Below are 26,917 nucleotides of genomic sequence, written 5' to 3'. Positions count from 1 at the left end.
GCGAAAAAATAGTGTCTCAACAAGAGTACGAATTTAAAAGTTTTTACACTAAGCGATCCCTTTCGTGAATATCGTCAGGTTCGCTCGATAAATAATATTTTCCTTTCGTAGCGATAGCTATAACTACTGTTAAAATTGCAGCTAATATCGCCGCGAAAAACGCAGCCGTCGATTCGAGGAAAACACCCATATATCCAAGTGCAGCTAAAGTTCCAAGAAGACTAGCGATCAATAGTGAGGCTACACCTACAGGGTTCCAACGATATAAAAACTTTTGTTTTGCAACATAATAGTCGGGTCCTATTTTCAGAAGTTTTTTCACGACGAGCGCGTCTGTTACTAAAATAGCCGCCCAAGATAGTAAAAATACTCCTTGGAATGTCATCATGGTATCTAAATGTTCTACAATGTTTAACAGCATAAGCAGAATTGCACTAGTACCTGATACAACTACCCAAAAACGTCTGCCTGGAGTAAAACGGAACATGTTTTCGAAGAAGTTGGAAAGCGACAAAGAACTGCTGTAAATATTTGTGACATTTATACGTATCTGTGTAAGCATTGTAAATAATGCTCCGCCTATACCAAGTAAAAGAACAATATAAACTCCTGGGTCTGGTTCCATAAACCGTACACCGAACCAGATTCCCAGTCCGCCCATAACGCCGAAACAAAAGATTTGCGGAATGAATCCAATCATAACTGAGCCCAGTTTAATATCTTTTGGACGTAAAAACCGTGCATAATCTGATGCAAGCAGAGCAGTCAAGCCCATTATTCCATTATGCATACCTATACACATAAGAAGCGCGGTTCCGCCAAGTGTTACACCTTCGGGCATGTAAGAAAATACAGCACCAGTATACACTGCAGGCTTAAAGAACGAGATAATAATTGCAGCTATCAAAAATACAATAAATACAGGCATGGACCATTTTTGCAGTTTATCCAGCTGTTCTATTCCGAACCAATTCAAGGGGATGACGATTGATCCGAATACGATGATGAGAATCCACTTTGGGAGGGTAGGGAAAAAGTGGTGAACTGCAGATACTAGGATTAAGCCTTCAAATGCACAGTACATTATAAAGTTAGACGCATAAATCAAAGACGTTAAGGAAGAGCCAATATAACCAAAGCCACCGCCTCTAGACAATAGATTTACGTTCATTCCTGATTTAGCAGATAAATAAGCAATAACCGTTCCTAAAATTCCAGCGACGATAATTGCGTATGCTGAAGAAATCATAGCGTTTCCAGCACCATAGGAAAGAGCCATGACACTTCCCATTTGGAAATAAAATATAGCGGTTGCGATTCCGAATGTAATATTGGTTATACTTAACCAACTCTTGGTCCGTTCATCTCTCGGAACTCTATCCAACGAATAATCGCTTTCAAGTTCTTCCATTTCTTCATTATATTTTTCTGTTGTTTGATTAACCGTTTTCATTCAATTCCTCCTATTCAATCAATACATCTCCTCACGTCAAGTCAATATTTTTCCGCTAAAATATGCCTTCATTAGCATAACAAAAATATGGTTGATTTATCAAGGAGAGATGCTGATACGTCGTTAAACTTCACTTACCCTATAAAGCACCACTATATACTTCTTTAAGTGTATTTTCTTGAAATCAGAGTAAGCTGGTAAAGAAATTAGAATATGAAACAGAATAGTTTATTCCATACTTTTTAAGTGTTAAAATAATAATGTAGAAAAGGAGTGAATATAATGGGTAAATTAGATGGTAAAGTAGCAGTAATCACAGGCGGTGCTGGCGGAATTGGAAGCGGCATGGCAAAAGCTTATGTTAAAGAAGGCGCGAAAGTTGCGATTGTCGACTTAAATGCCGAGACGGGTGAAGCAATGGTGAAAGAACTACAGGAATTCCAACCTGAAAGCATGTTCATTCAAGCTGATTTAACAGAACGTGAAAAACTTAAAGACATTATTGCAACAGTTGTAGAGAAATACGGCAAACTTGATATTCTTATCAATAATGCACACGCTTCACGTCAAGTAATGTTAGCAGATGCAACTCAAGCCGATATGGATTTCTCATTTAACACAGGTTTCTATCCAACATTTTACTTAATGCAAGCTGCATATCCACACTTGAAGGAGTCTGAAGGTGTAATCATCAACTTCTCTTCAGGTGCTGGTATTAACGGTGATGTCATGCAAGGTACGTATGCAGCTGCGAAGGAAGCTATCCGGGCGATTACTCGTGTAGCAGCAAATGAATGGGGCCAATTCGGCATTAATGTTAACTTGATTTCCCCAATTGCCAATTCCCCTGGTATACAACAGTGGAAAAAAGATCAGCCTGAAGCATATGACAAAATGCTTAATAACATTCCGATGCGTCGTTTAGGAGAATTAGAAGGCGACATCGGTCGAGTTGCAGTCTTCCTAGGCAGTGAAGATGCTTCCTACATTACTGGACAAACTATTATGGTCGATGGCGGCGCAACTAAACTACGCTAATAAAGAAAAACAAGATCCTCAGTCTGATAACAGAGGATCTTGTTTTTCATTTTCGTAATAATAAATAGACGAAATAAGGAGCGCCAATAAGAGAAACTACCAGCCCTGCCGGTATAATACCAACACTGGATATGTTGCGTCCGATTGTATCTGATAGTAACAGCAGCCAACCGCCAAGTATAATCGCGATCGGAAGATAGAGCTGACTCCGAGGACCTATCAATGATTTTGCAATGTGCGGTGCCATAAGACCAATGAAGGCAATTCCTCCTGTAACAGAAACTGCAGAAGCGGCAAGCGCTACAGCGGTTAATAATAAAATAATACGTTCCCGCTCTACAGAAACCCCTATTCCGATAGCAACTGATTCACTAAGTCCTAATACATTCAGCCGATTTGCTTTGTATAATGCAAATGGCACGAGTAGTACGAGCCACGGTAGAAGGGCAATCACGAAAGGCCAGTCGGAACCCCATATATTTCCTGCTAACCATTTTGCTATGAAATCCACTTTGTCGCGATCTGCTGAAGAGGTCAGTACAATCATGACACCTGAGAGTGCTAAAGAGAAACCAACCCCTGTTAACACTAATCGAATTGGCTGCAACCCAGTTTTTTTGTCGTAAGCAAAAAGATAAATGAGGACAGCTGTTATAAAAGCGCCTATGAAGCCAACAATAGGCATTAAGTAAACAAACGCTCCAGCATCTACAGGTACAAACAAAAAGAACACTGCGATCGATGCACCGGCCCCTGCATTAATGCCAATAATACCTGGGTCTGCTAGGTCATTACGCGTTATCCCTTGTAAGATTGAGCCAGAAAGCGCCAAAGCAGCCCCTGCTAAAAAGGTAATCGCTATACGAGGAAGTCGGACGGAAAAAAGTACAAACTCTTCCTTGAATGTCCCATTACCGAAAAGTGCTGGAATTATTCGAATAGGATCTATAGAGGCAGGCCCCAATGCAATCGCGGCAATTGCAGTTCCTAACGTAAGTAATGTAAAAGTAAATAATAAAATACGCTGCTTTTTTAGTATTTCAGATTGAATCATAAGAAAGCTCTGCCTCCTTTACGGACGATTATGAGAAAGAATGGCAAGCCCATCACAGCGACTAGCGCAGCAACTGGTGTTTCATAGGGGGCGTTCATAGTGCGGCCCAATGTATCAGCCAGCAGCATGAAGGCACCGCCTACAACGGCAGACATTGGGATTATGAAACGATAGTCAGTTCCAACTATCGCACGGACAATATGTGGAATCATCAGGCCAACAAACGCTAAATTACCGACTAAAGCAACAGCGGAACCAGCGAGAATGATGATTAGGATGAACAGAAATACTTTGATTTTGAATGTGTGCTGACCTAATCCCACAGCTACTTCTTCACTTAAACTAAGTAAGGTTAATTGTTTAGACAAAACTAGTGAAATAACAATACCAATAACAATTACCGGTGTGATGATTTGAAGTTGCGTCCAAGTTGTGCCGATAACACCGCCAGCTGTCCACATTGAAATATCTTTAGAAACTTTAAAATAGATACCTACACCTTCTGCAACTGCAAAAAAGAATGTCGATACTGCAGCTCCTGCTAAAACGAGTCGGAAAGGGGAAAACCCGCCGCGTTTTGCTGAAGCAATTCCGAATACAACTAGCGCACCAATGGCGGCCCCTAAAAAACACGCTGCCATTATCCCGTAATAATTGAGAGAGGGGACTAGCGCAATTGCTATGGCAAGTGCTGCGTTTGCCCCTGCCGTCAAGCCTAACAAACCGGGATCAGCCAAGGGGTTTCTTGTCATTCCTTGCATAATTGCACCGGAAACAGCTAGTGCTGAACCGACTAGTAATGCGGCAAGTTCGCGCGGAAAGCGGATTTCTCGCAATATTAAACTGTTTTTACTTGTATCGCCTATAATCGCAAGCCATACATCCGAAATTGAAACATCTGCTGCGCCCAGGACCATCGCTAAAAATAATGAACCGAGTAAGCCGACACAAGAAAAAATAAATTTAATTGAAAATGGTTTAGCTTGACGATTCATAACTAATACTCCTTTCGAAAAAAGAAAAGGATTCTTTCATGGTGAAAGAATCCTTCTCGAATAACGCGATTACTTTAGAAAGTGTTCTTTGAAAAACTCAAGCTGATACTCCAGTGTTAGAGGATCATTGAAGTAGAATTCACTTGCTTCTGCTTCAAATACATGTCCTTCTTTTACAGCTGGTGTATTCTTGTATGTTTCAGTTTCCATAAATGAATTATCGCCATCACCGTTACGACTTAAAATTACATAATCACCCATGTATTCAGGAAGTACTTCTGTGGAGAGAGCAAAATATCCTTCTTTTAAAGCATCTGCTTTCACTTTTTCAGGCATAGGAAGTTCCATCTCTTGATAGAGTATTTCTGTTCCGCGTGCCCAGTTATCACCATATACGTACAGTTGTTTGTCAAAGTTTTCAATTACTGAAACGGTTTTATCGTCACCGATTTTTGCTTTAATCTCTTTACCGGCTTCTTTTGAGCGAGCTTGGAAATCTGTAACCCAGTCTTGTGCTTCGTCACCTTTATTCAGTAACTTACCGATTTCAACTTGCTGAGTCAAATAATCGACTTTACCGTAAGTGAATGTTACAACAGGAGCAATTTCTTTTAGGCGATCGATATTATTCATTGTCGATAACCCGATGATTAAATCCGGTTCCAATTCAATGATTTTTTCCAGGTCTTCGTCTGTAACCTCTTCCGCATCTTTTAAATACTTGTCAAAACGAGGATTCGTTTTTGACCAAGAGTCGACACCGACAATGGGAACGTCAAGTGCTGCTACATGACCTGCGTAAGTAGATAGAACAACAACACGCTGAGGGTCCGCGGGGACTTCAATTGGACCGTTTTCTGATTCGTAAGTAATCGTTCCAGTATCTTTACTTGTATCTTCTTTTTCTGGTTTTGTTGAAGTATCCTCATTCTTTGATGAGCACGCTCCCAGAATTAGTACGAGTGCAAGTGTTAAAAACAATAATGCTTTTTTCATGTTAGTCTTCTCCTTTTATTAAATCGTATGTAATGCACATGGGTTTTCCGCTTCTAGGATCCTTTCCAATTTCTGCATCAATCCTAAAAACTTCGCGCAAAGTTTTGGGTTCAATGACCTCTTCAGAAGGACCAGCTTTAATAACTTTTCCATCTTTCATAGCAATCAAATAATCAGCGAAGCGGGCTGCTTGATTTAAATCGTGCAATACCATGATGATGGTCCGTTCTTGTTCGATATTTAATTTTTTGAGCAGTTCTAAAACTTCCAGCTGATGCGCCATATCCAAATACGTTGTGGGTTCATCAAGAAAAATGATTTCAGTTTCTTGTGCAAGAGCCATTGCGATCCAGACACGTTGGCGCTGTCCGCCAGACAGAGCATCGACTTGACGATCCCGGAAAGCATCCGTATTTGTCACAGAGAGTGCCCAGTTAATGACTTCAAAATCAGTTGGTGTCAGTCGGCCTAACCCTGTTTGGTAAGGGAATCTTCCATAAGATACAAGCTCTGCCACTGTTAACCCACTTGCTGCTTCCTGTGTTTGTGGAAGAATGGCCATTTTACGAGCTAACGCCTTTGTCTTATGCTCTGCAATATCTCCTCCGTCTAACAGGACCTTTCCAGAATGGCGGGGGATTAAGCGCGTCATCCCTTTCAAAAAAGTCGATTTACCACATCCGTTAGCTCCAATGATTGCAGTAATTTGCTTATTTGGAATCGTAACGGATAGGTCGTCCACGATGATTTGTTCACCGTAAGCAATCTGTAAATTCTCAGTTGCTAAGCGTACCATTCGGAACACTCCAATCTTTTATACACGAAATCATTGATAATGATTCTCATTGTCGGTATAATGATACTATAAAGAGTGAACCTAAGGAAGTCAAATATAAATTTAGGGGGAAGAAGCATGTCTCAAGCAACACTTGTGGATGTAACGATAATTGGTGGAGGACCTGCGGGGTTATATGCTGCTTTTTATAGCGGGTTACGCGGAATGTCAACAAAAATCATTGAATTTCAACCGGAACTTGGTGGAAAATTGCATGTTTACCAAGAAAAAATGATTTGGGATATCGGCGGCGTCACACCTGCACCCGCAGCCGAAATGATTAGTCGGTTAGTGGAGCAAGGCATGACATTCAACCCCGAAGTCGTACTGAATGAAAAAGTGACGAGCATTGAAAAGAATGAAGATGGGATTTTTGTACTGACGAACGCTTTAGGTACGAAACATTATAGTAGAACGGTAATACTAGCAGTTGGCGGAGGAATCTTAAAGCCTCAGAAAGTAGAAATTGAAGGAGCAGAGCGATTTGAGGTTTCCAATTTACATTACACGGTAAAGTCTTTGCAGCACTTCAAAGGTAAACGCGTCCTGATTTCAGGGGGCGGAAACGCTGCAATCGACTGGGCAAATGAACTTGAACCTATTGCAAAAGAAGTGATTTTAACCTATAGGAAATGTGATTTAAATGGTCATGAAGCGCAAGTTCAACAACTACTTCAAAGTAAAGTAGTTTGCCACTTTAATACACGCATAGATAAACTGATTGCATCGGACGATCATCATACAATTGAAAAAGTGGAATTGAAACATTGCTTGGAGGAATCTGGGTTAACATTAGAAATTGATGATGTCGTAATTAATCATGGATATGAAGTAGACACTTCTTTAATAGGTGGAAGTGAAGCAAAACTAGAGCTAACTAATGATCACAGAATTGCAGGAACACCATTGAGTGGTACGTCAGTTTCAGGTATTTTTGCTGCTGGGGATGTCCTTTTCCATGAAAGTAAAGTGAATCTCATCGCGGGTGCATTCCAAGATGCAGCAAATGCAGTGAATAGTGCGAAACTGTATTTGGATCCAAAAGCATCCCAAGTGGGAATGGTCAGTTCACACAACGAAGTATTCAAAGAACGCAACAAAAAACTCGTTAAACAAATGATTGGCTAAACAACAGAAAACAAAATGCTAAAAAAGAAGCAGACTAATTCGGTCTGCTTCTTTTTTGCGTAGTTTAACCCCATATATGGCTAATAACAGCGAGTACAATTATGTGAAAGACTTGGTCTGCCATTATGGTCAACCATGCAGGTTCCCCGTTCTTTACACCCATAATCGTTTTTGCCCACCAAGCAACAAATCGTCGTCGATCTAAAATGACATGACTTATAAAAATAATAGCAACTACTTCTGCAGGATACTTTTCTGTTCCTATTAAAAATGCAACGCTTATAACCGATGTATATACAAAACAGTGTGCTAATAGGGGCGCCCATCTTGTTGCTTTCCCTGCAGCCATCCAACTGGTCTGCAGTAAATAATCACCTATAAGATGACCTACAATTAAGTATGAGAACAATGTCACGCCATAACCTCCGTATTGCTATTTTTTTGTAATGAATAATGACTTTAGTTATGTATTTGAATATGATTCATGCTACTATTATTACAAACCGACAGTATTGTGACAACATTTTTTTAGGGAGGAATACATAAATGGATAAACTTCTTGCGATAACAACTCCCAAAGCCTCTGAATTTCCGCAGTCAGACCTACTTTTATCTACCATATTTGAATACATGGGTAAAATGTCTACTGAAACAGATATTGCTAAAATGCTCTTATTACTAGCAGATTTAGGGACAAAATTAGTGCAAGCAGACAGATGTACAGTTTGGCTGCATGATTCTCCTTCGCAGACCGTTTGGACCGTAGCAGGTCATGGCGTAGAAAGAATAACAATTGCTGATACAAGCGGATTTGTTGGCCACAGTATCCAAACAGGATCTTTGATCAATGTTTATGATGCTTATTTGGACAAACGATTCAATACTGCAGTTGATCGGGAAACAGGGTATCGCACACGCTCTATATTGTGTATGCCTTTTACGAACCAAGAAGGAAAAATAATTGGCGCATTCCAAGCAATTAATAAGCTGGACGATACCCATTTTACAAAAGATGATGAAACACTTTTAACATTTGCGTCCACTTATGCTGGGAAATCGCTTGATGCGTTTATCCTGCATAAGGAGTTACTTGAAACTCAAAAGGAAATTATTGAGACGATGGGTGAAATAGGCGAAAGCCGATCACAGGAAACTGGAAATCACGTTAAACGAGTCGCCTTATACTCTTATAAGTTAGCCCAACTTGCAGGTGTTTCTGAATCACAAGCGCTGCAACTCCGTTATGCATCTCCCATGCACGACATCGGAAAAGTGGCAACACCCGACTCAATTTTGCTGAAGCCTGGAAAGTTAACACCCGAGGAATTTGAAGAAATGAAGTTACATACAGTAATTGGTTATAATGTTTTTCGGAAATCAGAACGTGAATTATTAAAAACTGCCGCCACGATTGCTTACGAACATCATGAAAGATGGCAAGGTGGCGGATATCCTAGAGGTCTGGAGGGGGAAGAGATACATATATTTGGAAGGATTACTGCAGTTGCGGATGTATTTGACGCTTTAGGCAGTGACCGCGTGTATAAAAAGGCATGGCCAATTGAAAAAATCGTGTCTTATTTGTCCGATCAGCGCGGCAGACAATTCGATCCGAGGTTAATCGATTTATTCCTTGACCATTTAGATGAATTTGTTGCGATTCGTGATAGCTATACTGATAGGATGTGAGGACAACATGTCGAAGAGTATTTCTATAGAAGAAACTCGTCTGGTAGAATTTCCAATCGGAGTTGTTTGGGAACTTGTTTCCGATACGAATCGCCTAAATAGATATATCGGATTATTTCCGGTCGAATTCTCTCCATTTACCAATAGAACTCACCAACTCATTCGTAAAGCAAAAGGAAAAGCGTATGGGTTGATTGAAGTGGAATGGAATGAAAATGTATTTGAATGGGTACGGGAATCATTTTATACAGTTGAAAGAAATTATACAAAAGGACCAGTAGAACGTGTAATTTGGAAAATATCGTTAGAAAAGGTTAGCAGTCATGAAACGAATTTAACTTTAACAGGACAGTTCGATTATCACTCATTTCTCGGGAAAATTGCGTTAAACAAAGGTGTTATTCCGCAACTTCTCAGGACATTTGCGTATGTTGAAGACGCTGCTGCATCTGTTGAGGACCACCTAACAGTTAGGGAACAAAATGCGATACATGTGGATGAACTTATATTACAAGATGCGGAGCATCATTTGAACGAATTATCAATTGAGCAAAATCTTATCGATTCATTAATGCACACCATTCGAATAGAATCGGATGAAGCGGTCTCTTCCATACAGCCATATCGATGGGCACATGAGCATGGTTTTACAAAACAGCAAGCCGTACGACTTTTTTTGCTGGCAAATGATGCTGGAATTTTGGATTATGAATGGAGTTTAATGTGTCCGAATTGTCGAGTTGCAAAAGATCATGCGTCAGTGTTGAAGGATGTTAAAAAGACAGTTCACTGCGACTTGTGCGGGGTAGATTTCGAACTTGATTTTGAAAACTATGTGGAAATGACGTTCCAAGTAAACGCTGGGATCCGTAAAACCGTTAAAGAAACTTTTTGTATTAACGGACCGACCACGTCACCACATACCATTGGCCAATATAGAATACCACCTAAAAAGACAACGCGTATCTCCTGGATTTGTATGGAAGAAAACCTTCAGTTTCGTGTAGTAAAACATAACTTCAAAGTGCCTTTTATATATGAACCTAACATTGAGTCTTCGCAAATACATATTCATCAAAATGGTATTACCGAGGCGTCCATCTTACAAAGTCCTGACATCTCAATTGTGAACGAAAGTGATGAGGAATACATTGTTGCATTTGAAAAAATCGAATGGGATGAATATGCACTTACTGCACGTGAAGTAACCACATTACAATTATTCAGGGACTTGCTTCCGGCAGAAGTCCTTGCACCAGGAATGCAAATTGGTGTTGGGAAGTTAACGATACTTTTTACAGATCTTAAAGACTCAACTCAGTTGTATGAACGGGTAGGGGATGCCAGCGCATATAGCGATGTACAAAAGCATTTCACTTCACTTGGCAGTGTAATCAGGGCACACGATGGTACCATTGTGAAAACAATTGGAGATTCCATAATGGCGGCATTTTCATCCAATTATAACGCATTGAATGCAGCACTTGAAATCCAATCATCCATAAATTCTTTAAACAAAATACTGAATAACCCAGTCAATATAAAAGTGGGATTACACGAAGGGCCTGTAATCGCAGTTAACGCGAATGGTGTATTAGACTACTTTGGCAGAACCGTCAACATGGCAGCGCGAGTCCAACAACAGAGTACTGGCGGAGACATAGTGATGAAAAAGAAGTTTTTCGATGAATTAATGATCGAAAAGTCCATAGGTGAAGTTACAGAATTCACAACACAGCTTCACGGTATGGATTCACACATACAATTGGTAAGATTGAATCCAACAGTGCAGCCTATAAATTGAAAAGAGCTCTTACAGCTCTTTTTTTTCGTTTTATGAATAATTTAATTTGAAAAGGGAAAATAGTAACTAGTAATGATTTTTATGATAGGAGGGTGACTTACTATGAAAAAGGCAGCTGTATTACTTACTCTCATATTAAGTGGCAGTTTAGCTGCATGTTCACCTGCATCTGAGTCAGACGAAATAGACGATTCAACCCATCGGAAAACTAATCATACAGAACAAAGTGACACAGATGCGACAGGAAGCGACCAATCGAACGAGGAAAATATTTCATCTGAGAATGAAGGTTCCCAATCAGATGGAACACAGGATGCAGAGCAACGTGATGAAACAGCATCTGATAAGGATAACAACGATTCATCTGACCAAGAAAGCACTGAAAATGATTCAGTCGATAAAGAACAAAAGCAAATGGCGATTGATACGTTAAACGAATTAGTTGATGCAGGGAAAAAAGGTGAGGTCTATCAATTGAATGATGGTTTTTATGTAGGTAAGACAACACAAACTGACATTTATAACACAATTGGGAGACCTCAACGACAGGATACATTCGATCGCTATACTGGATCTATGGGGCGAGCTTCCTACGATCTCAGATACAACAAGAGCGGTGTACTGATGGAAGCCCGGTATCTTGGTACAAATGTTGAAAGACAAACAAATTTAGGCGGTATCACTACAAATGACTTAATAGAGCAATTGGGTGATCCGGATGAACAGCATAAACTCAACGAAACCAATCAAACGAGTTATATATATAAACTTGGAAAGTTCGAGATGGAGTTTGTCATGGATGAAAAACACAAAGCGGACCATGTAAATTTGGTACTTGCACCTTAAAAAGCCATGTGGATTTTAACATGGCTTTGTATTGTCAAGATTTTAAGCGGTCGATAATCTCCCGGACGTAGAACATGGTTCGACTTGCGGCCTCTTCAGGAGTCGCTTCGATTCTGTTATTAAGGAAATTCATTAGCATGCCCTGCCAAAGGAGGATTGTGACTTCGTTTAAGGATTCAATAACTTCTCCATCAAAACTGCCCTGTTCAACGGCTCTTTTTAAAATAGGATTACCTCTTTTAACGACATTTTGTTCTATTAAGCTCATTCTGATTTCTTCTGGCACGTCGACTAGATCCGCTGGATAGAATTCATAATACTTCTCTAACAAGTCATCGGGGTTCTCCCCTAAATCACGTATAAATACTGAGTGGAAGATATCTGGTTGCTGAAAAGAATATGTACAGAAACATTCCCAGGCAGTAACATATTGGTCTAACGCACATGTTTCAGCGTTCATACGTGAAGTGACTTCATTCGTATACTCTTTCATTAATCGCATTGATGCAAAAAAGAGCAAGTGTGAAAATTCATCAAAGTAATTATAAATCGTTGCACTATTATAACCTGCCCGGTCTGCCACCTTTCGAATCGTGACAGCTTTTGCGCCTTCTTCTTCAATAATTTCGGTCGCTGCCTCTACAAAATACTTCCACATTCTACTCTTTTGAAGCTTTTTTTTATCCAATAAAAGCGCCTCACTTTACTTATTTGTCAGCTACTTAACAATTCTACCAGTCTTCGACACTACACACTACACTTGTACTTGTGAATTTATTCTGATAGTATAAACGTGTTCACAAGTTAATCATGATTATAAATTAATAATGATAAATTCGCAATCTTATCATTGCTGAAAACACTTTCAAATAATATTCGGTATTCATTGTTTGAAAGCGTTCTCAACGTTGCGTTTGTGAAACTAAAAAGGGGGCTGAAGGATGGAAAAAACCAAATTAGATCCTTTTGTGTTTTGGACGTCAATTGGATTCATTTTATTGGCTACTGTGTTTCTCGTGATTTTTAGGAATAGCGCAGAACCAGTATTGGACGATGTAATGACATTCATTACTTTTAAGATGGATTGGGCATTCCAGTTTCTAACTTTTGGGCTATTCGTATTTCTTATATGGCTCGCGTTTAGTAAATTCGGACGCATTAAACTTGGTGAAGGAAAACCGGAATTTTCTAGTTTCAGTTGGGGCGCAATGCTCTTTACTGCTGGAATGGGTACAAGCATAATGTATTGGTCGATGATTGAACCAATCTCGTACTTTTCAGGACCTCCTTTTGGAATAGAACCCGGTTCGAATGAAGCAGCTGAATGGTCGCTTACATATGGTTTATTTCACTGGGGAATTTCAGCATGGTCACTCTATGCGTTCCCAACAGTCGTCATTGCATACTCGTATTTTGTAAGAAAGAGACCTTCACTTAAGATTAGTACAGCACTCAGTGGTGCGCTTGGTAAATATGCTGATGGCTGGGTTGCAAAACTCATTGACGTGCTCGTGATTTGGAGCTTAGTGGGCGGCCTTGGCACTTCTTTAGGTCTAGGTGTTCCCATGGTTTCTGCAGTTGTAGGTTCCATATTTTCCATCGAACCGTCCTTAGGGTTGGATGCCATAATCGTGACTCTCATTACGATTATCTATTCAGCTAGTGCTTACTTAGGTTTGCAAAAAGGGATTAGAAGACTAAGTGATATGAATATTTACTTGGCAATCGTCCTTGCTCTCTTTGTTTTCATCGCAGGACCTACTTCGTTTATACTTACGTATTTCTCGAATAGTTTCGGAATGATGCTCCAAAACTTCACCTTCATGAGTTTCCACACGGATCCGATATCCCAAGGTGGATTCCCGCAAGGATGGACAGTATTCTATTGGGCTTGGTTCGCTGCCACTGCAATGTTCATGGGATTATTCGTCGCCCGGATTTCCAAAGGGCGTACGTTGCGTGAGCTGATCACTCACATGTTACTGTGGGGATCAATAGGCGGTTGGATTTACTTTATGGTCTTCGGTGGCTATTCAATGAACTTACAGCTGCAAGGGATTACTGATGTAGCCAAAACACTTTCTGAACAAGGCGGACCGGCTGCAGTAGTGGATATCCTGCGTTCCTTACCGCTCGATGTGCTAGTATTGCCGTTCTTTGTAATTGTCGGCGTAGTTTTCCTATCTACTTCTATGGACTCTGCTACTTACATTTTAGCTGCTGTTGCAACGAAAGAATTACAACCAGGGGAAGACCCTGCGCGCTGGCACCGAATGGTTTGGGGTGCAATACTTGCAATACTCTCCATATCATTGCTGTTAGTAGGCGGCCTTCGTGTGATTCAGACCTCAGCTGTCGTAGTAGCCGTACCTATATTCATCATCTATATTCTCCTCCTAGTTTCACTTGTGAGATGGTTGAGAGAAGATTTTCCTAAAGAAAACTTGAACAAATAATTGGAGGCATTCCCTATGGTATTTAACGTAAGAGAAACAAATCGTACGATCCGTACAAAATTCCCGAAAGAAACGAAAGAATTAGCGAACGTCATGATTCCGCTCTCTGATGGAACCCACTTAGCTGCACACATTTGGTTGCCAACAGACGCAGAAACAACACCGGTACCAGCAGTTCTAGAATATTTGCCGTATCGCAAAAACGAATTCACTGCATTGCGTGATTCACTTCGTCATCCTTACTTTGCAGGTCATGGGTATGCGAGCATTCGTGTCGACATCCGTGGTACAGGAGATTCAGACGGTATTTTGTATGATGAATACTTAAAGCAAGAGCAAGACGATGCATTAGAAGTATTGGACTGGATTTCAAAACAGTCTTGGTCGACAGGCAGTGTCGGTATGATTGGTAAATCATGGGGTGGCTTCAATGGACTCCAAATCGCTGCGCGTCAACATCCAGCATTGAAAGCAATCATTACGCTATGTTCAACAGATGATCGTTATGCAGATGATGTTCACTATAAAGGCGGCGCAATGCTTGCTTCGGATATGCTCTGGTGGGCAAGTACGATGTTTGCATATAACGCACGTCCACAATTTCCTGAAGTCCGTGGCGAATCGTGGAGAGAAAATTGGCTCGAGCGTATGGAACTGACACCGCCATATGCAGAAGAATGGGTTCGGCACCAACGCTACGACTCGTATTGGAAACATGGCTCTGTTATTGAGAACTATGATGACGTGTCAATCCCGGTATTTGCAGTAGGCGGCTGGGCAGATGGCTATACCAATGCGATTCCGCGATTGTTAACGGGCCTAAAAGGACCGAAAAAAGGTTTGATTGGGCCATGGGCGCATGAGTATCCTGAAATGGCGGTACCTGGTCCGCAAATTGGATTCTTACAGGAAGCAGTACGTTGGTGGGATGAATGGCTAAAAGAAGAAAAGACTGGCATTATGGACGAACCGATGCTTCGCGTTTATATGCAAGACAGCGTTCCTCCCCAGACAGATTATTCATATCGTCCAGGACATTGGGTGGCTGAACAGCAATGGCCGCCAGCGGACGTCAAGGAAAAGAAACTGTACTTGAATGGAAAGACTTTAAGTGAGTCAGCTGAGGGCAAAGAAGTGATTGTATCTTCCGTACAGCAGCATGGATTGTATGCAGGTGTTTACTGCCCGTTCGGCCAGCCAGGAGATCTGCCAGCAGACCAGCGAATTGAAAACGGAATGGCAGTTGTTTTCGATGCAGCTCCTGTGGAAGAAGACCAGCCAATACTAGGCGAACCTGAATTCCGCTGCAAAATCGAGTCAGACAAAAAAGCTGGCCACTTAGTAGTCCGCCTCAATGATGTTGCGCCAGACGGTTCTTCAACCCGTGTCACATGGGGTGTTCTGAATCTAACACACCGTGAAAGCGATGAGCATCCAAGTTATTTAGAGCCTGGAAAATCATATGACGTTACCGTGAAAATGAATGTTATCGGTCACACGCTGCAAAAAGGGCATCATTGGCAACTCGCAGTTTCACCGAACTATTGGCCGCACATTTGGCCGTTCCCTGAAGCGGTTACCTTTACAGTAGAAACAGGTGAAGATACGGCATTGGTCTTGCCACTTAGAAATTCTAAGGAACTCGACAATACGCTAAAACCTTTCGCTCAGGCTGAGACAGCCCCAGTACTTGAGAAAGATATTATGCGTGAAGCAGGTCGTACACGAGAAGTGAAACAAGACGCTGCGACTGGAGTTTGGACGCTTGATGACTTTTCTGACGAAGGAAAGCGTAAATTACATTGCAATGGACTTGAGTATGGAAGTACGAATCGAAATGTCTATACGATAAGAGAAAATGATCCACTAAGCGCTCGTGTGGAATGTGATTGGACGTTAAGTGTTGGGAAAGACGAGTGGCAAACGTACTTGGAGACAAAGAGTACAATGACTGCTGATGAAACTCATTACTATCTCATGAACGAATTGAAAGCATGGGAGAACGATAAAGAAGTCTTCCACAAGAAATGGGAAGAAAAGATTGAGCGTGACTTCACTTAATTTAACGTTCGCGTAGAGGTATATTATCAAAGAAGCTGTGAGGGGTTCAGTGAAAACTGTCTCCCTCAGCAGCTTCTTTTTTTAATGGCAGAGGGGTGGATGTAGCACAAAATGTCGTGACCGCTCATAAATCACGGGAAGTGATCATAAAGCTGGAATTGTGCTCATAAATCCTAAATTTTGATCATAAATACAGAAAACTGATCATAAATACAAAAAAGCGCTCATATCCATAAAAAATTGATCATAAACAACAAGAAACCGCTCATAAAGCCTCGCGGAGACAGCAGCAGACATCCAGTATTCATGATTTCGCGACTAATTAGGCAATTAACCATTTAGTCCACTCTTCGATAGGTGTCGTTGTAAAAATATCTTGTTTACACCCCCTGCCTAAAAGGGAATACTAATTACAGTACCTGAAGGAGGTGGCGTCATGAATCATCCAGCATCCCTAGAAGAATTTGTGAAAAGCACGTTGGGCTTAAAAGGAGATCCAAAATCATTATATGTAAACCAATCCGACTACACGCCTGAGGAGGCGATTGTTTCAGATGAAGACACTGTCGGCAAAGGAAACTTGCAAATGATCCGCTTGCTTGCGTCAGCAGATAAGAATGCGATTTATTGGGAAGAGCCATTTTACGATAGTGGAGAGTTGGAGCAAGTTATGATTCAACTCGATTCACTCCAGTCATTTACTCGCAAAGTCATCACTTTGGAAGAGATGGAAAAAACAAAATCCCGTTTTGGAATGAAAAAAGACTCTATCTAAGAAGAAAACGAACCTTCATAACATGTCTTTTCGCACTCGCAGCAACCGTCGTTTTCGTTTATAATGAATAATAGATGATTAATAAGAACAGGTTCAGCCATTCATGGATGGCTGACCTTTTTTTACGGAATGAAAGAAGTGAAGGATATGAACCGAAGTACGTTTGAAGAGATGGTGAAATGTGAATTGACGCTAACAACGAGTGCTCGTAAAGGGATTGAGAAAATCACCACAGACGAGCACGCTTTTTTTGCGATGCAAAAATCATTTTCGGTACATATTGAAAAAAGACCTGAAAACCAACACGGCAGTCAATCATTTTCATTTTTCTTTGATCCCGAAAGCAATGAAAAACTCTCGGAATTAGTGGATGGTCGAGTGCCAGTCCTCGAGTGTGTAGTGAAAAATGATGGTTTCCTAGCAACCGGATTCCACGTACGTGGGAAGCGTGAGCCAGTCGCTACTAATCGTCGGCTTAAAGCGACCATCAAATTTAAGTTGGGCAAAAGTTCAGGGTTAGCATTACCTATAGACTTTGCAACCCATTTAAGAGAACTTCCCATAGCTGAAGAACGGTCTGAGTACGTGAAAAAGAGAATTGGTGGCTGGGAAGGCTACTTACGTATTATGGAAAAGAATGCAGATGTGGAAGATTTGCACACAACTGTGCAGACCGTAACGCTAAGTGAGGATTTCCGTCTAGCCACTGTTCAACTAAAAACACTGCCAGGTAAGGCTTGGAAATCGCTTCCGGGTTTTTCAGCAAAGTTTGATGGTCTGGGTCTGGAGTTAGGAAACGTAGTCAATACGGATCGTAAAACTGGAAAAGTTGAAATAGAACTGAAAAACAACGCCATCCAACAAGCAAGAAAAACGGGGTTCCGTGGTAAGCAATTTGAATCTATCGTCTTCAGTAATTTTGCTGAACTTAGCCAAGTAAGAAGGTTGCGAAGAGGATTCAAAGACCTTCAAGACGGATTAGCGGCGAATGCAAATCTTGAAAAAATATTATTTGAAGAACGTCCAGTTGTTAAAATAACAAATCGCCATAAACCGATGGAATTTGAAACGAATTTGAATGAGTATCAGCGGGAAGCCGTATCAGGTGCAATGAATGCAAGTGACCTTTATGTCATACAGGGTCCGCCTGGAACAGGGAAAACGACTGTGATATCCGAAATTTGTAACCAGGCCGTTAAATCAGGTATGCGTACTTTAGTAGCTTCACAAGCAAATCTTGCAGTAGATAATGCGTTAGGCAGACTTCTGCACCATCAGGATATCCGGATCTTGCGTTATGGAAGAACTGAAAGTATTGAAGAAGAGGGCCGTAAATTCATCGAAGAAAATGTGGCCGAGCATTGGCGGACACAAACACTTCAATCCATGGAATCAGAGCTACAAAAGCATAACGAACTCGAAACGACACTGCGTTCAAAAGAGCTATCCTTAAAAGAAAACATTCAAGAATTAACGAGCCGGAAGGAGCAGTTGTCAGACCAAAAAAAGCTATGGGATGAGAATTCAAAAGAAAACAACCAGTTGACAGAAGAGCTAAAGGAACTGGAACGTCAAAAGCAAGTAGTTCTTCTAGAAATTGAAAAGAACAATTCAAATCAAAGAAAATTAGAAGAACGGCAAATTGAAGCTACCGAAGAGATGGACAGTCTTCGGGGAATGATGAAATCCCAACCAAATGTAGATCAAAGACTGCTTGAACTGGAAAACGAGAAAAAGAAAATTGAAGAACGAATCGATTTATTGAAAAAAAGCCACTCGATTTCCGAAATGGAGACACAACTATCCGACATTCAACTTAGTCTAAGAAAAACGAATGACGAACTAGCAGCTATTGAGAAGTTACTAGTCAAACTCGCTGCTGTTGGAAAATTGAACGATTTAAACAATCTATTGGATGAGGTCGGTTTTGTACCGGACTCTTCACTTGATAGTAAAATGACGGAACTTATACGTCAGATTGACCGGGTTCAAGAAGTGGGAGGAGAAGACAGTTTCACGGCGTGGTCAGATACAAATGCGCGTGTCGATAAGGCAATAAAGATGGTTACTGAAGTGTTACAAGATCATCAGTTCCATAATCGGATTCGTATTCCAAAAGGATTCCGGAATCGGCATTCGCTACAATCGATTCAAGAAACAGTAAGTCGAGTCGGCCGTTATTTAATGCAGCCAACTGTTCAAAAGTTATTGAGTACAAAATCCTTTTCGGTAGAATCCTATGACGCTTTGGAGAACTTAACAAAAGCTGTCGATCTCCTCCACGATAGGAAAAACTTCATTTCATCTTTTTTAATAGAAGCTCAATCGACTGCTGCTTTATTTGAGGATATTAAGCAGTCTGTTATGGCTGTATTCAATGATAAATTGAAACAGGCTGGGAGTAAGAAGACGCATTTAAGAAACCAGTTAGATCAGTTAACAAATCAGTTGACAGAAGTTCAGCAAATAAGTGAGGAATCGGCTGCACCGGAGAAAATCGCTGAATTACTTTCAGAATCGGAAAAGTCTTATCAGTCAAATCTAGCTGCTAGTGAGGAACTGCATCGCTCACAAACTGTCATTCAGACAGCAGAACAGAATCTGGAAATTATTCAAAAGGAGATGGCAACACTTCAAAAGGACCTTGTACTATATACTGAAACGCAAACGAGCCTTCTCGATAAATCTCAAACCCTTGATGACTCGATACAATTGAAGAAAGATCGGAAGGAAGCTCTAGCAGAAAAGTTAATTGAAGACCCTAACGTGTTGCTTCAAGAAGTTATTCAAAAACAAACGAACGTGTCTGATCAACTTCAAGATGTCCAGAAACAATTGTCAAATGTCCCCGTCATTCAGTCGATCCAAAAGATGTGGCACTCCATGCTGACTGAAGCCAGCGCATATGATTTGGATGAAATTCGAAAGCTTTATGTTAAACATGCGAATGTTATAGGGACGACATGTGTAGCTTCAGCTCGTAAAGAATTTGTAGAGGACTATCCTGAATTCGATTTGGTAATTATCGATGAGGTTTCTAAAGCGACACCACCTGAACTTCTCCTTCCGATGTTAAAAGGGAAAAAGATAATATTAGTGGGCGATCATCATCAGCTTCCTCCCTTAGTAGGACAGGAAACAATGGAAGAGTTCCTTGAAGAAATGCCTGATGATGAACAGAAAAAAGACATGGAGCGCTTGCTGAAGGAATCACTGTTTGAAAGGCTCTTTAGAACGCTTCCAAAGCAAAACAAAACGATGCTTGGTATACAATATCGTATGCACGAAAAGATAATGAAGTCGATTACACCGTTTTATAACGAAAATGGTTATGCACTTCAATGTGGTCTCCCGGATTCCGATCAAGCACGTTCCCATCATCTTGAGACCTCGCTAATTAAATCGCAGGACCATTTGTTGTGGATAGACCAATCAAATGCGCCTAACAATTATGAAGCGAAACCAAAGGGCGGTACGAGTCGATACAACGAAAGCGAACTGACAGCCATTCGTTCGTTACTCGGTGAATTAGATGAGGCAACAGCAGCAGCGATTGAAAGCGGGACGTTCCCATCTGGTACAAAGAAAGAAGTAGGTGTGATCAGCTTTTATGGAGAACAGGTCAAGCGTATCAACCAAATCATCCAAGAAGATGGTTCATCTAAGCATCTTACGTTCCGCACGGGGTCTGTTGATAAATTCCAAGGCATGGAAATGGACATCATCATTGTCAGCTTTGTTCGTAATCACGGTGACAGTAATGGAGATATTGGATTTGCAAGAGATTATAGGCGCTTAAATGTTGCATTATCACGTGCAAAAGAGCTTTTAATCATTGTCGGCAGCTCTGAAATGTTTGTAAACAATCCTAAGTCAAAACAAACTCGTGACATGTATCGGAAATTATATAGGGAAATCGAAAGTCAGGGAGGCATTCGCTCGCTCGCTGAAACCACATACTGATGAAAGGAGTTTGGACTATGGACGAGTTAAGGAAGCGGCTCAGAAAAGAATTGCAGGAATCCTTTGATACACAAGTGCTGACAGAAAAAGAATGGACATATACGACACACAAGATTTTAATCAGATACACTACGGTAACTAAAACCAAAATGGACGTGCTGATGAAAATGTTGTTGCATTCTCTTCAACAGCTGAATGTGCAAAAACCTGAAGAACTTGCAGATATATTAGGTGTTGAATTATTATTTGTAAAAGACCTGCTAGATCAGATGAAAGTCGCGGGGTTAGTAGTGGCACAAGAGCACTGGAGCGTCACAGAAAAGGGAAGGTCGCAATTAGAGGCGGGAATGCTTATTCATGAAGCGGAAGAAGCCGATGACTTCTTACTATATAGTCCGATTCATCAACGTTTTTTGAACGAAGACAGCGTATATAGTTCTTCTGAAGAAATAAAACCTTTTAGATATGAAGAATCTCTCAAGAGTATTGACTCAAAAGACTTATCTGACGAAATCATAAAACAACAGCTTTCTTCTCGAATTGAAGAGAATAATACCGTAGAAAACCAGCAAATAATTGAGCGAATCCTAGCAGTTGAAGAGATTGAAAAATTGCAGGCTTTCAACATAGAATTTCTACTATACAACCGCAAAGACGATAACTTCTTTGTTCGGATTTGGAATTCTGCTATAAATCAATGGGATGATACATTAGAGCAACTTGTTACAGAAAACGAACGTCCCGCTTGGCGGGAAAAATATGCATCCAAAACGGAGGGAAACCATGACACGTAATGCAGAGTATTGGAGAAAACAGTTAAACTTAATCGCTCATCCGGAAGGCGGCAGTTATGTAAGCTCACTAACAGCCTCCGCAAGTATTCCTACAAAAAATGGGGAGCGACCGTTATTTACTAGCATTTACTTTATGCTGGCGGAAGGTGAAGTTTCTCACTTCCACCAGCTTCAATCGGACGAAATTTGGTATTATCATGATGGTGCGCCGCTCGTAGTTCATATGATCTCAAAAGATGGAGAGTACTCCACTGTTAAACTAGGTGTGGATATGGAATCCGGGCAGCAACCTCAACTAGTCGTTCCTGCTGGGACGATTTTCGGGTCATCAATGGCTGGTGAAGGCGGGTACTCTCTCGTAGGCTGTATGGTATCTCCAGGATTTGACTTCAAAGACTTTAAATTGTTTTCAGAAGAAGAACTGCTCAATCAATTTCCTGAGCATGCGATGATTATTGAAAAAATGACACCTTAAAAAGACGTACAGCCGGCTTCGGCTGTACGTCTTTTTCGTTATTCTATAATTGGATCTTGAGGACTTTCCTCAGTGTCTTCAACACTTTTAGTTGAATCTGAAGACAAAAAATCATTTAAAGCTTGTGCATTTTCTTCAAAATCTATTGTGAGCACCTGACCAACTCCCGGTATCCGCTGATCTTCATTAAATGATCCGTCGATTGGAATTCGCATGGACTGAATGCCTGCGTCTTTATTGTCGAGCAAACCTTTGCCAATTGAAAGCATTGTCTTCTTGTCCAGATTCGTATATACGTAGCTGTCTGCCATCCCTAGCAGTTTCGGAAGGCTGAGAAAACTATGCAAACTTACAGCTTCTTCTTTCAGTTTAGCAAGTGCTTCTTGTTGGCGCTCAACACGTCCGAAGTCACTTTTACTATCATGACGGAATCTTACATAACCGAGCAATTCTTTACCATGAAGACGTTGGACACCAGGCTCGAGTGTCATATTGATACCGTGGGACATTTTATATGGTATATCGACTTCGATGCCGTCTGGAGCAACAACATCAACCATTTTAGGAAAGCCATCAAAGTTAATTTCTGCATAATAGTGAATATCTATACCAAAGTTTTCTTTGATTGTCTGTCGAACTAGCTCTGGGCCGCCAATTGAATAAGCGGCGTTCATTTTATGTTTTCCATGTCCAGGGATATCCACGTAGATATCACGCATGACAGAAACGGTTTTTAATTCCTTTGTGTCTTGGTTATAATGCGCAATCATTAATGAATCTGATCTGCCATCATTTTCATCAGGACGAGCATCTGAACCTAACAATAAAATATTGATTTCTCCATATTGAGGTTCTGGAGCATTAAATATATCTTTTTCATTTGTATCGGGTTTTTCACCAGCCAGCGATTGACCAGCTCTGAATTGGGTATACCAAAAAAACGTCGCGCCACCGATTAATATAAATAAAATGAGAAGAGTGATCCATATTTTTTTCTTCTTTTTATGAGTTCTGCGTTCAGAACGTTTCATATTGCCACCACCTGTTGTTGGTTCCGCATGTGTGCGGTGTGCTGCTTAAAGTAGGACGCATTTCTTAAAGAAATGTTTTCTGGAATTTTGATTTGCCTCTAACTAATGTAGCATACGATGTATTTCTTATTTATGCAATATTAAACTTACATAAGTAAACGACAGGATTGCAATTGCATCGTAAGGGTAAGATAGTTATAATAGCGAAGGAATAGATATATAATGCACTTTTTCATGAAATGTGCAATGGACTGTCCTTGTCTTCAAAGCCAGACAGGACTTTTTTGTTTTTCTCATTCATTTAAAAATACGTATGCAAAATTGAAAGGAGATGTAAAATGTTTTTCATCGAAGCTAAACGAATAATTACTGTTATTTTAGGGGCCATCTTATTAGCAGTTTCATTGAACTTATTCTTAATAAATGCAAATGTTTATGCAAGTGGCTTCGCAGGGATTGCACAATTATTATCAAGTGTTCTTGAAGACTTTGCCGGAATTACGGTCTCAACAGGGGTCTTACTCTTAGTGTTAAACGTGCCGGTCTTTATTCTTGGATGGTTTAAGGTCGGTAAAGGGTTTACAATTTATAGTATCGTTTCAGTTATCTTTACTACAATTTTTATGAGCATTCTTCCTGTCATGTCCCTATCTGATGACATTATCCTAAATGCTGTTTTCGGCGGTGTGATAGGTGGCGTAGGTGTCGGAATATCATTAAAACTGGGTGCTTCCACAGGAGGCATGGATATTGTTGCCATGGTTTTGTCACGTTTACAAGACAAACCTATTGGAACATACTTTTTATTGTTAAATGGAATTATCATTGTTGCAGCAGGTTTCTTATATGAACCTGAAAATGCTTTGTATACAATGGTAGCACTTTATGTTTCAACCGCCGTAATCGATACAATCCATACGCGTCATGAGAAAGTAACAGCGATGATTGTGACATTGAAAGCAGATGAACTGCAAGCTGCCATACACGATAAAATGGTACGGGGAATAACGATTATTCCAGCAAAAGGCGGGTATACGAAAGAAGAAAAAAATATGATGTACCTAGTCATTACGCGCTATGAACTATATGATTTAGAAAAAATAATTAGCGAAGTGGATCCTAACGCATTTGCAAACATTGTTCAGACGGTCGGTATATTTGGCTTCTTCCGACGAGAAGGACAAACGATAACCTAAGTATAAAACACCCTGCAGTCAACAGGGTGTTTTTGTTACTTTCTTTTTTTCTCTTCAGATTTTCTGAAAAGTTCTTTCATAGCTTCTCTTCTGTCACGGTAAGTGGAATATTCAGCCGAAAATTCCTCACGACCTGGAAGTGATGGACTTTTTTTAGTGATTTCTCCATCAATATTACGCTTTGTCATTTTACAACCTCCCTTTACAAAAAGTATGTGTGTGAAGAAGTACTTTTAGTCACCTGATGTAGCGGTTCACCATACTTATAGAAGGAGGGGAGGGGAAAAGTTGGTAACTGTAACTTCAGTTCAAATTGAAGGTCAGCATTTTACGGCTGTATCGGTTTCATTACCCAAAACTACGTTGCTAACAGTTTCAAATGAAATTGGTTATATAATGTGTGGAGCACTGGATGTTGGTTTGTTAAATCGGCTACTATCGGATCGATGTATCGTTGCTGGGCGTGCAACAGGTGTTAAAACGATCGAAGAGTTACTTGCAGCTCCGTTAGAATCAGTTACTTTTGAGGCAGAAGAGAAAGGGATTAAAGCAGGAATGACAGGAGAACAAGCATTATTAAAGATGATTTAATAAGTTAAGTTTTTACCTGAGACAGGAAATTCGCTTACTGCGAATTTCTTGTTTTTTTGACACAAAATCTTGATAAAGTTGTTGAATATCACGGGTTATTGTTGCGATTCTTAGAATGTTGTTTTAGAATGAGAATGAGAAACAATCTCATTAACTACATAATCGCCATGCAGCCCGTATCGAATCATTAGTGAGCATGGGAAAGGTGAGTGCTATGAAAAAAATCATTATCGCAGCAATACTTTGTGGCGTCGGAGTAATAGCTATTATTGGAAGTACTATATCTCAAAGTTTTTCTGATGGGCTACTTATTGGGCTACTGGTTATTACGATTTTGGCGGCCTCATCCGCAATCATCACGATGAATGATCGCAGAAGGCGCGTATGGCATTAACAACAACAATCTGAATGTAACCGGCAGGTGATTCTGCCGGTTTTGCTCTTTATTTGGATACTTACATTCAGTTGGATAGGGGACAGGAAATGAATATTCACGTAACGTATGGTGACCTAGCGGAACTAAAAGCAATTAAAGTAAACTTAGCGTCTGAAAAAATTGTTCTTATGGAACTTGGCAACGAAGCTGTTCTTATTCAAGAGAACGATGGATCTGCGGGATTTGGTGAGGCAGATTCTTATACAGTTCTTGACGCATCCGGAGAAATTAGTAATGGGGGGTATGCAGTCTTCAATAATATCCCAGTTACTCCTGAAGGCCGTGAAATATTCGAAAATCGTTTTATGAATCGGGCAAGACAAATTGAAGATAATGACGGGTTTGGTGCAATCCGTGTATTGCGTCCTTTAGAAAACGATACGTACGTAATTTTGACGATTTGGGAAGACGAGACGTCCTTTAAAGCATGGCAAAACTCTCAGAGCTATGAAAATGCACACAAAAAACGTGGAACTGATGAGGGTATTGATAAAAAGCCAAATATCTTTTCACGTCCATCTTTTGTTACGACGTATAAGAAAGTAAATTAAGTGAACAACACTGCCGATTTCTCAAATCATGAGAAATCGGTTTTTTGCATTGAAAATGTTTAAAAGTAACAAGCTAGTGAAAGAGAACAGTAGTACATCCAAGGAGGGATTCGATGAATAAAAAAGTTGCGCTATTACCATCTTTAGCGCTAATGCTCGGTCTTGCAGCATGTGGTTCCGATGAAAAAAAAGATCAATCATCTACTGGAGAAGATGTGGAAAAGACCAATGAAATCTCTGAACCTGGAAATGAAATGCAGCCGGAATCATTTACAGTATTGGTCGACATGAAAGATACTGAAGGTAAAACAGTAGGAACAGCGGAGTTAGAAGAGCTGGGTGACGGGGTTAACGTTAAGGTGAAAGCTGAAGGGCTCCCAGAGGGGAAACACGGATTCCACTTTCACGAAACCGGTGTTTGTGAAGCGCCGGATTTCAAATCTGCAGGCGGACATTTTAATCCTGAAGATACGAAACATGGTCTCGAAATGGAAGATGGTCCACATGCGGGGGATTTGCCAAATTTAGAAGTCAAGTCAGATGGTACCGTAGAGGATGAATTCACTGCGAACAATGTAACATTGAAAAAAGACGAGATGAATTCATTACTTAAAGATTCAGGTACAGCACTTGTGATACATGCAGGTGAAGATGATGGAAAAACACAGCCATCAGGAGACTCGGGCGATCGAATTGCGTGTGGAGTGATAAAATAAAAATATAAAACCGGACAGCTAGATTTGGCTGTCC

General features: G+C 40.5%; 25 protein-coding genes. 16 read left to right on the top strand and 9 right to left on the bottom strand.

Annotated features, from left to right (window positions below):
• Positions 1-43: 43 nt before the first annotated feature.
• Positions 44-1,453 carry a purine-cytosine permease family protein gene (locus QT716_RS14955; RefSeq protein ID WP_317936941.1) on the bottom strand — a complete coding sequence of 470 codons (1,410 nt, stop codon included), beginning with the start codon at positions 1,451-1,453 and terminating at the stop codon, positions 44-46.
• A gap of 282 nt (positions 1,454-1,735) precedes the next feature.
• Between QT716_RS14955 and QT716_RS14950 the strand changes: the two genes are divergently transcribed.
• Positions 1,736-2,491 carry an SDR family NAD(P)-dependent oxidoreductase gene (locus tag QT716_RS14950; protein WP_317936939.1) on the top strand — a complete coding sequence of 252 codons (756 nt, stop codon included), beginning with the start codon at positions 1,736-1,738 and terminating at the stop codon, positions 2,489-2,491.
• A gap of 46 nt (positions 2,492-2,537) precedes the next feature.
• Here QT716_RS14950 and QT716_RS14945 read toward each other — a convergent pair whose 3' ends face one another.
• The 4 genes from QT716_RS14945 to QT716_RS14930 all read right to left on the bottom strand — a co-directional run bounded on the left by QT716_RS14945 (position 2,538) and on the right by QT716_RS14930 (position 6,332).
• On the bottom strand, positions 2,538-3,545 hold the full coding sequence (locus QT716_RS14945; protein ID WP_317936938.1) for a FecCD family ABC transporter permease: 1,008 nt from the start codon (positions 3,543-3,545) through the stop codon (positions 2,538-2,540).
• Complete coding sequence (locus QT716_RS14940) at positions 3,542-4,540, bottom strand: FecCD family ABC transporter permease (RefSeq protein ID WP_317936937.1); 999 nt, start codon at positions 4,538-4,540, stop codon at positions 3,542-3,544. The genes QT716_RS14945 and QT716_RS14940 overlap by 4 nt, the downstream gene beginning before the upstream one ends.
• Positions 4,541-4,609: 69 nt before the next feature.
• Entirely contained in the window at positions 4,610-5,536 is a 927-nt protein-coding gene (locus QT716_RS14935; protein ID WP_317936936.1) for an iron-hydroxamate ABC transporter substrate-binding protein, read from the bottom strand.
• Between the two features lies 1 nt (position 5,537).
• Entirely contained in the window at positions 5,538-6,332 is a 795-nt protein-coding gene (locus QT716_RS14930) for an ABC transporter ATP-binding protein (RefSeq protein WP_317936935.1), read from the bottom strand.
• A 117-nt stretch (positions 6,333-6,449) separates the two neighbouring features.
• On the opposite strand from QT716_RS14930, the gene QT716_RS14925 reads away from it, so the two are divergent.
• Complete coding sequence (locus QT716_RS14925; protein ID WP_317936934.1) at positions 6,450-7,499, top strand: NAD(P)/FAD-dependent oxidoreductase; 1,050 nt, start codon at positions 6,450-6,452, stop codon at positions 7,497-7,499.
• A gap of 64 nt (positions 7,500-7,563) precedes the next feature.
• Here the strand turns inward: QT716_RS14925 and QT716_RS14920 are convergent, their stop codons facing one another.
• On the bottom strand, positions 7,564-7,914 hold the full coding sequence (locus tag QT716_RS14920) for a DUF3307 domain-containing protein (RefSeq protein WP_317936933.1): 351 nt from the start codon (positions 7,912-7,914) through the stop codon (positions 7,564-7,566).
• 131 nt (positions 7,915-8,045) lie between these two features.
• Here QT716_RS14920 and QT716_RS14915 point away from each other — a divergent pair, with 131 nt between their 5' ends.
• The 3 genes from QT716_RS14915 to QT716_RS14905 all read left to right on the top strand — a co-directional run bounded on the left by QT716_RS14915 (position 8,046) and on the right by QT716_RS14905 (position 11,838).
• Positions 8,046-9,188: an HD domain-containing phosphohydrolase gene (locus QT716_RS14915; protein WP_317936932.1), complete on the top strand. Its 1,143-nt coding sequence runs from the start codon at positions 8,046-8,048 to the stop codon at positions 9,186-9,188.
• Between the two features lie 7 nt (positions 9,189-9,195).
• A complete protein-coding gene (locus tag QT716_RS14910) occupies positions 9,196-10,992 on the top strand; it encodes an adenylate/guanylate cyclase domain-containing protein (RefSeq protein WP_317936931.1) in 1,797 nt (598 codons plus the stop codon).
• A gap of 102 nt (positions 10,993-11,094) precedes the next feature.
• On the top strand, positions 11,095-11,838 hold the full coding sequence (locus tag QT716_RS14905; RefSeq protein WP_317936930.1) for a DUF4309 domain-containing protein: 744 nt from the start codon (positions 11,095-11,097) through the stop codon (positions 11,836-11,838).
• 34 nt (positions 11,839-11,872) lie between these two features.
• Here the strand turns inward: QT716_RS14905 and QT716_RS14900 are convergent, their stop codons facing one another.
• Positions 11,873-12,526 carry a TetR/AcrR family transcriptional regulator gene (locus QT716_RS14900; protein ID WP_317936929.1) on the bottom strand — a complete coding sequence of 218 codons (654 nt, stop codon included), beginning with the start codon at positions 12,524-12,526 and terminating at the stop codon, positions 11,873-11,875.
• A 253-nt stretch (positions 12,527-12,779) separates the two neighbouring features.
• Here QT716_RS14900 and QT716_RS14895 point away from each other — a divergent pair, with 253 nt between their 5' ends.
• The 6 genes from QT716_RS14895 (at position 12,780) to QT716_RS14870 (ending at position 22,362) form a co-directional block, all read left to right on the top strand.
• Positions 12,780-14,294: a BCCT family transporter gene (locus QT716_RS14895; RefSeq protein WP_317936928.1), complete on the top strand. Its 1,515-nt coding sequence runs from the start codon at positions 12,780-12,782 to the stop codon at positions 14,292-14,294.
• A gap of 15 nt (positions 14,295-14,309) precedes the next feature.
• The gene (locus QT716_RS14890) at positions 14,310-16,355 is read left to right on the top strand and encodes a CocE/NonD family hydrolase (RefSeq protein ID WP_317936927.1); all 2,046 of its coding nucleotides are present in this window, start codon (positions 14,310-14,312) and stop codon (positions 16,353-16,355) included.
• Positions 16,356-16,791: 436 nt separating this feature from the next.
• Positions 16,792-17,130, top strand: coding sequence for a hypothetical protein (locus tag QT716_RS14885; protein WP_317936926.1), 339 nt, complete (start codon positions 16,792-16,794; stop codon positions 17,128-17,130).
• A gap of 129 nt (positions 17,131-17,259) precedes the next feature.
• Positions 17,260-21,093: an AAA domain-containing protein gene (locus QT716_RS14880; protein WP_317936925.1), complete on the top strand. Its 3,834-nt coding sequence runs from the start codon at positions 17,260-17,262 to the stop codon at positions 21,091-21,093.
• A complete protein-coding gene (locus QT716_RS14875; protein ID WP_317936924.1) occupies positions 21,093-21,887 on the top strand; it encodes a hypothetical protein in 795 nt (264 codons plus the stop codon). Before QT716_RS14880 ends, QT716_RS14875 begins: the two co-directional genes overlap by 1 nt.
• The gene (locus tag QT716_RS14870; protein ID WP_317936923.1) at positions 21,877-22,362 is read left to right on the top strand and encodes a cupin domain-containing protein; all 486 of its coding nucleotides are present in this window, start codon (positions 21,877-21,879) and stop codon (positions 22,360-22,362) included. The genes QT716_RS14875 and QT716_RS14870 overlap by 11 nt, the downstream gene beginning before the upstream one ends.
• Before the next feature lie 38 nt (positions 22,363-22,400).
• Here QT716_RS14870 and QT716_RS14865 read toward each other — a convergent pair whose 3' ends face one another.
• Entirely contained in the window at positions 22,401-23,393 is a 993-nt protein-coding gene (locus QT716_RS14865) for an LCP family protein (RefSeq protein WP_317936922.1), read from the bottom strand.
• Positions 23,394-23,731: 338 nt separating this feature from the next.
• Here QT716_RS14865 and QT716_RS14860 point away from each other — a divergent pair, with 338 nt between their 5' ends.
• Positions 23,732-24,589, top strand: coding sequence for a YitT family protein (locus tag QT716_RS14860; RefSeq protein ID WP_317936921.1), 858 nt, complete (start codon positions 23,732-23,734; stop codon positions 24,587-24,589).
• Positions 24,590-24,624: 35 nt separating this feature from the next.
• On the opposite strand, the gene QT716_RS14855 is transcribed toward QT716_RS14860, so the two are convergent.
• A complete protein-coding gene (locus tag QT716_RS14855; RefSeq protein ID WP_317936920.1) occupies positions 24,625-24,777 on the bottom strand; it encodes a hypothetical protein in 153 nt (50 codons plus the stop codon).
• 100 nt (positions 24,778-24,877) lie between these two features.
• On the opposite strand from QT716_RS14855, the gene QT716_RS14850 reads away from it, so the two are divergent.
• From QT716_RS14850 to QT716_RS14835, 4 genes are all read left to right on the top strand, one after another.
• Complete coding sequence (locus QT716_RS14850) at positions 24,878-25,180, top strand: YunC family protein (RefSeq protein ID WP_317936919.1); 303 nt, start codon at positions 24,878-24,880, stop codon at positions 25,178-25,180.
• Between the two features lie 196 nt (positions 25,181-25,376).
• Positions 25,377-25,574, top strand: coding sequence for a hypothetical protein (locus QT716_RS14845; protein ID WP_317936918.1), 198 nt, complete (start codon positions 25,377-25,379; stop codon positions 25,572-25,574).
• Positions 25,575-25,663: 89 nt separating this feature from the next.
• Entirely contained in the window at positions 25,664-26,167 is a 504-nt protein-coding gene (locus tag QT716_RS14840) for an antibiotic biosynthesis monooxygenase family protein (protein WP_317936917.1), read from the top strand.
• 113 nt (positions 26,168-26,280) lie between these two features.
• On the top strand, positions 26,281-26,883 hold the full coding sequence (locus QT716_RS14835) for a superoxide dismutase family protein (protein ID WP_317936916.1): 603 nt from the start codon (positions 26,281-26,283) through the stop codon (positions 26,881-26,883).
• Positions 26,884-26,917: the final 34 nt, after the last annotated feature.

The sequence above is a fragment of the Sporosarcina aquimarina genome, from assembly GCF_033253705.1.
Classification (GTDB): Bacteria; Bacillota; Bacilli; order Bacillales_A; family Planococcaceae; genus Sporosarcina; species Sporosarcina aquimarina.
This window is presented reverse-complemented; position numbering and strand designations above follow the sequence as displayed.

Bases quoted from the DNA above. Each gene is read 5' to 3' on its own strand.
- QT716_RS14955 (WP_317936941.1), bottom strand. From the start codon at position 1,453: ATGAAAACGGTTAATCAAACAACAGAAAAATATAATGAAGAAATGGAA.
- QT716_RS14950 (WP_317936939.1), top strand. From the start codon at position 1,736: ATGGGTAAATTAGATGGTAAAGTAGCAGTAATCACAGGCGGTGCTGGC.
- QT716_RS14945 (WP_317936938.1), bottom strand. From the start codon at position 3,545: ATGATTCAATCTGAAATACTAAAAAAGCAGCGTATTTTATTATTTACT.
- QT716_RS14940 (WP_317936937.1), bottom strand. From the start codon at position 4,540: ATGAATCGTCAAGCTAAACCATTTTCAATTAAATTTATTTTTTCTTGT.
- QT716_RS14935 (WP_317936936.1), bottom strand. From the start codon at position 5,536: ATGAAAAAAGCATTATTGTTTTTAACACTTGCACTCGTACTAATTCTG.
- QT716_RS14930 (WP_317936935.1), bottom strand. From the start codon at position 6,332: ATGGTACGCTTAGCAACTGAGAATTTACAGATTGCTTACGGTGAACAA.
- QT716_RS14925 (WP_317936934.1), top strand. From the start codon at position 6,450: ATGTCTCAAGCAACACTTGTGGATGTAACGATAATTGGTGGAGGACCT.
- QT716_RS14915 (WP_317936932.1), top strand. From the start codon at position 8,046: ATGGATAAACTTCTTGCGATAACAACTCCCAAAGCCTCTGAATTTCCG.
- QT716_RS14910 (WP_317936931.1), top strand. From the start codon at position 9,196: ATGTCGAAGAGTATTTCTATAGAAGAAACTCGTCTGGTAGAATTTCCA.
- QT716_RS14905 (WP_317936930.1), top strand. From the start codon at position 11,095: ATGAAAAAGGCAGCTGTATTACTTACTCTCATATTAAGTGGCAGTTTA.
- QT716_RS14895 (WP_317936928.1), top strand. From the start codon at position 12,780: ATGGAAAAAACCAAATTAGATCCTTTTGTGTTTTGGACGTCAATTGGA.
- QT716_RS14890 (WP_317936927.1), top strand. From the start codon at position 14,310: ATGGTATTTAACGTAAGAGAAACAAATCGTACGATCCGTACAAAATTC.
- QT716_RS14885 (WP_317936926.1), top strand. From the start codon at position 16,792: ATGAATCATCCAGCATCCCTAGAAGAATTTGTGAAAAGCACGTTGGGC.
- QT716_RS14880 (WP_317936925.1), top strand. From the start codon at position 17,260: ATGAAAGAAGTGAAGGATATGAACCGAAGTACGTTTGAAGAGATGGTG.
- QT716_RS14875 (WP_317936924.1), top strand. From the start codon at position 21,093: ATGAAAGGAGTTTGGACTATGGACGAGTTAAGGAAGCGGCTCAGAAAA.
- QT716_RS14870 (WP_317936923.1), top strand. From the start codon at position 21,877: ATGACACGTAATGCAGAGTATTGGAGAAAACAGTTAAACTTAATCGCT.
- QT716_RS14865 (WP_317936922.1), bottom strand. From the start codon at position 23,393: ATGAAACGTTCTGAACGCAGAACTCATAAAAAGAAGAAAAAAATATGG.
- QT716_RS14860 (WP_317936921.1), top strand. From the start codon at position 23,732: ATGTTTTTCATCGAAGCTAAACGAATAATTACTGTTATTTTAGGGGCC.
- QT716_RS14855 (WP_317936920.1), bottom strand. From the start codon at position 24,777: ATGACAAAGCGTAATATTGATGGAGAAATCACTAAAAAAAGTCCATCA.
- QT716_RS14845 (WP_317936918.1), top strand. From the start codon at position 25,377: ATGGGAAAGGTGAGTGCTATGAAAAAAATCATTATCGCAGCAATACTT.
- QT716_RS14840 (WP_317936917.1), top strand. From the start codon at position 25,664: ATGAATATTCACGTAACGTATGGTGACCTAGCGGAACTAAAAGCAATT.
- QT716_RS14835 (WP_317936916.1), top strand. From the start codon at position 26,281: ATGAATAAAAAAGTTGCGCTATTACCATCTTTAGCGCTAATGCTCGGT.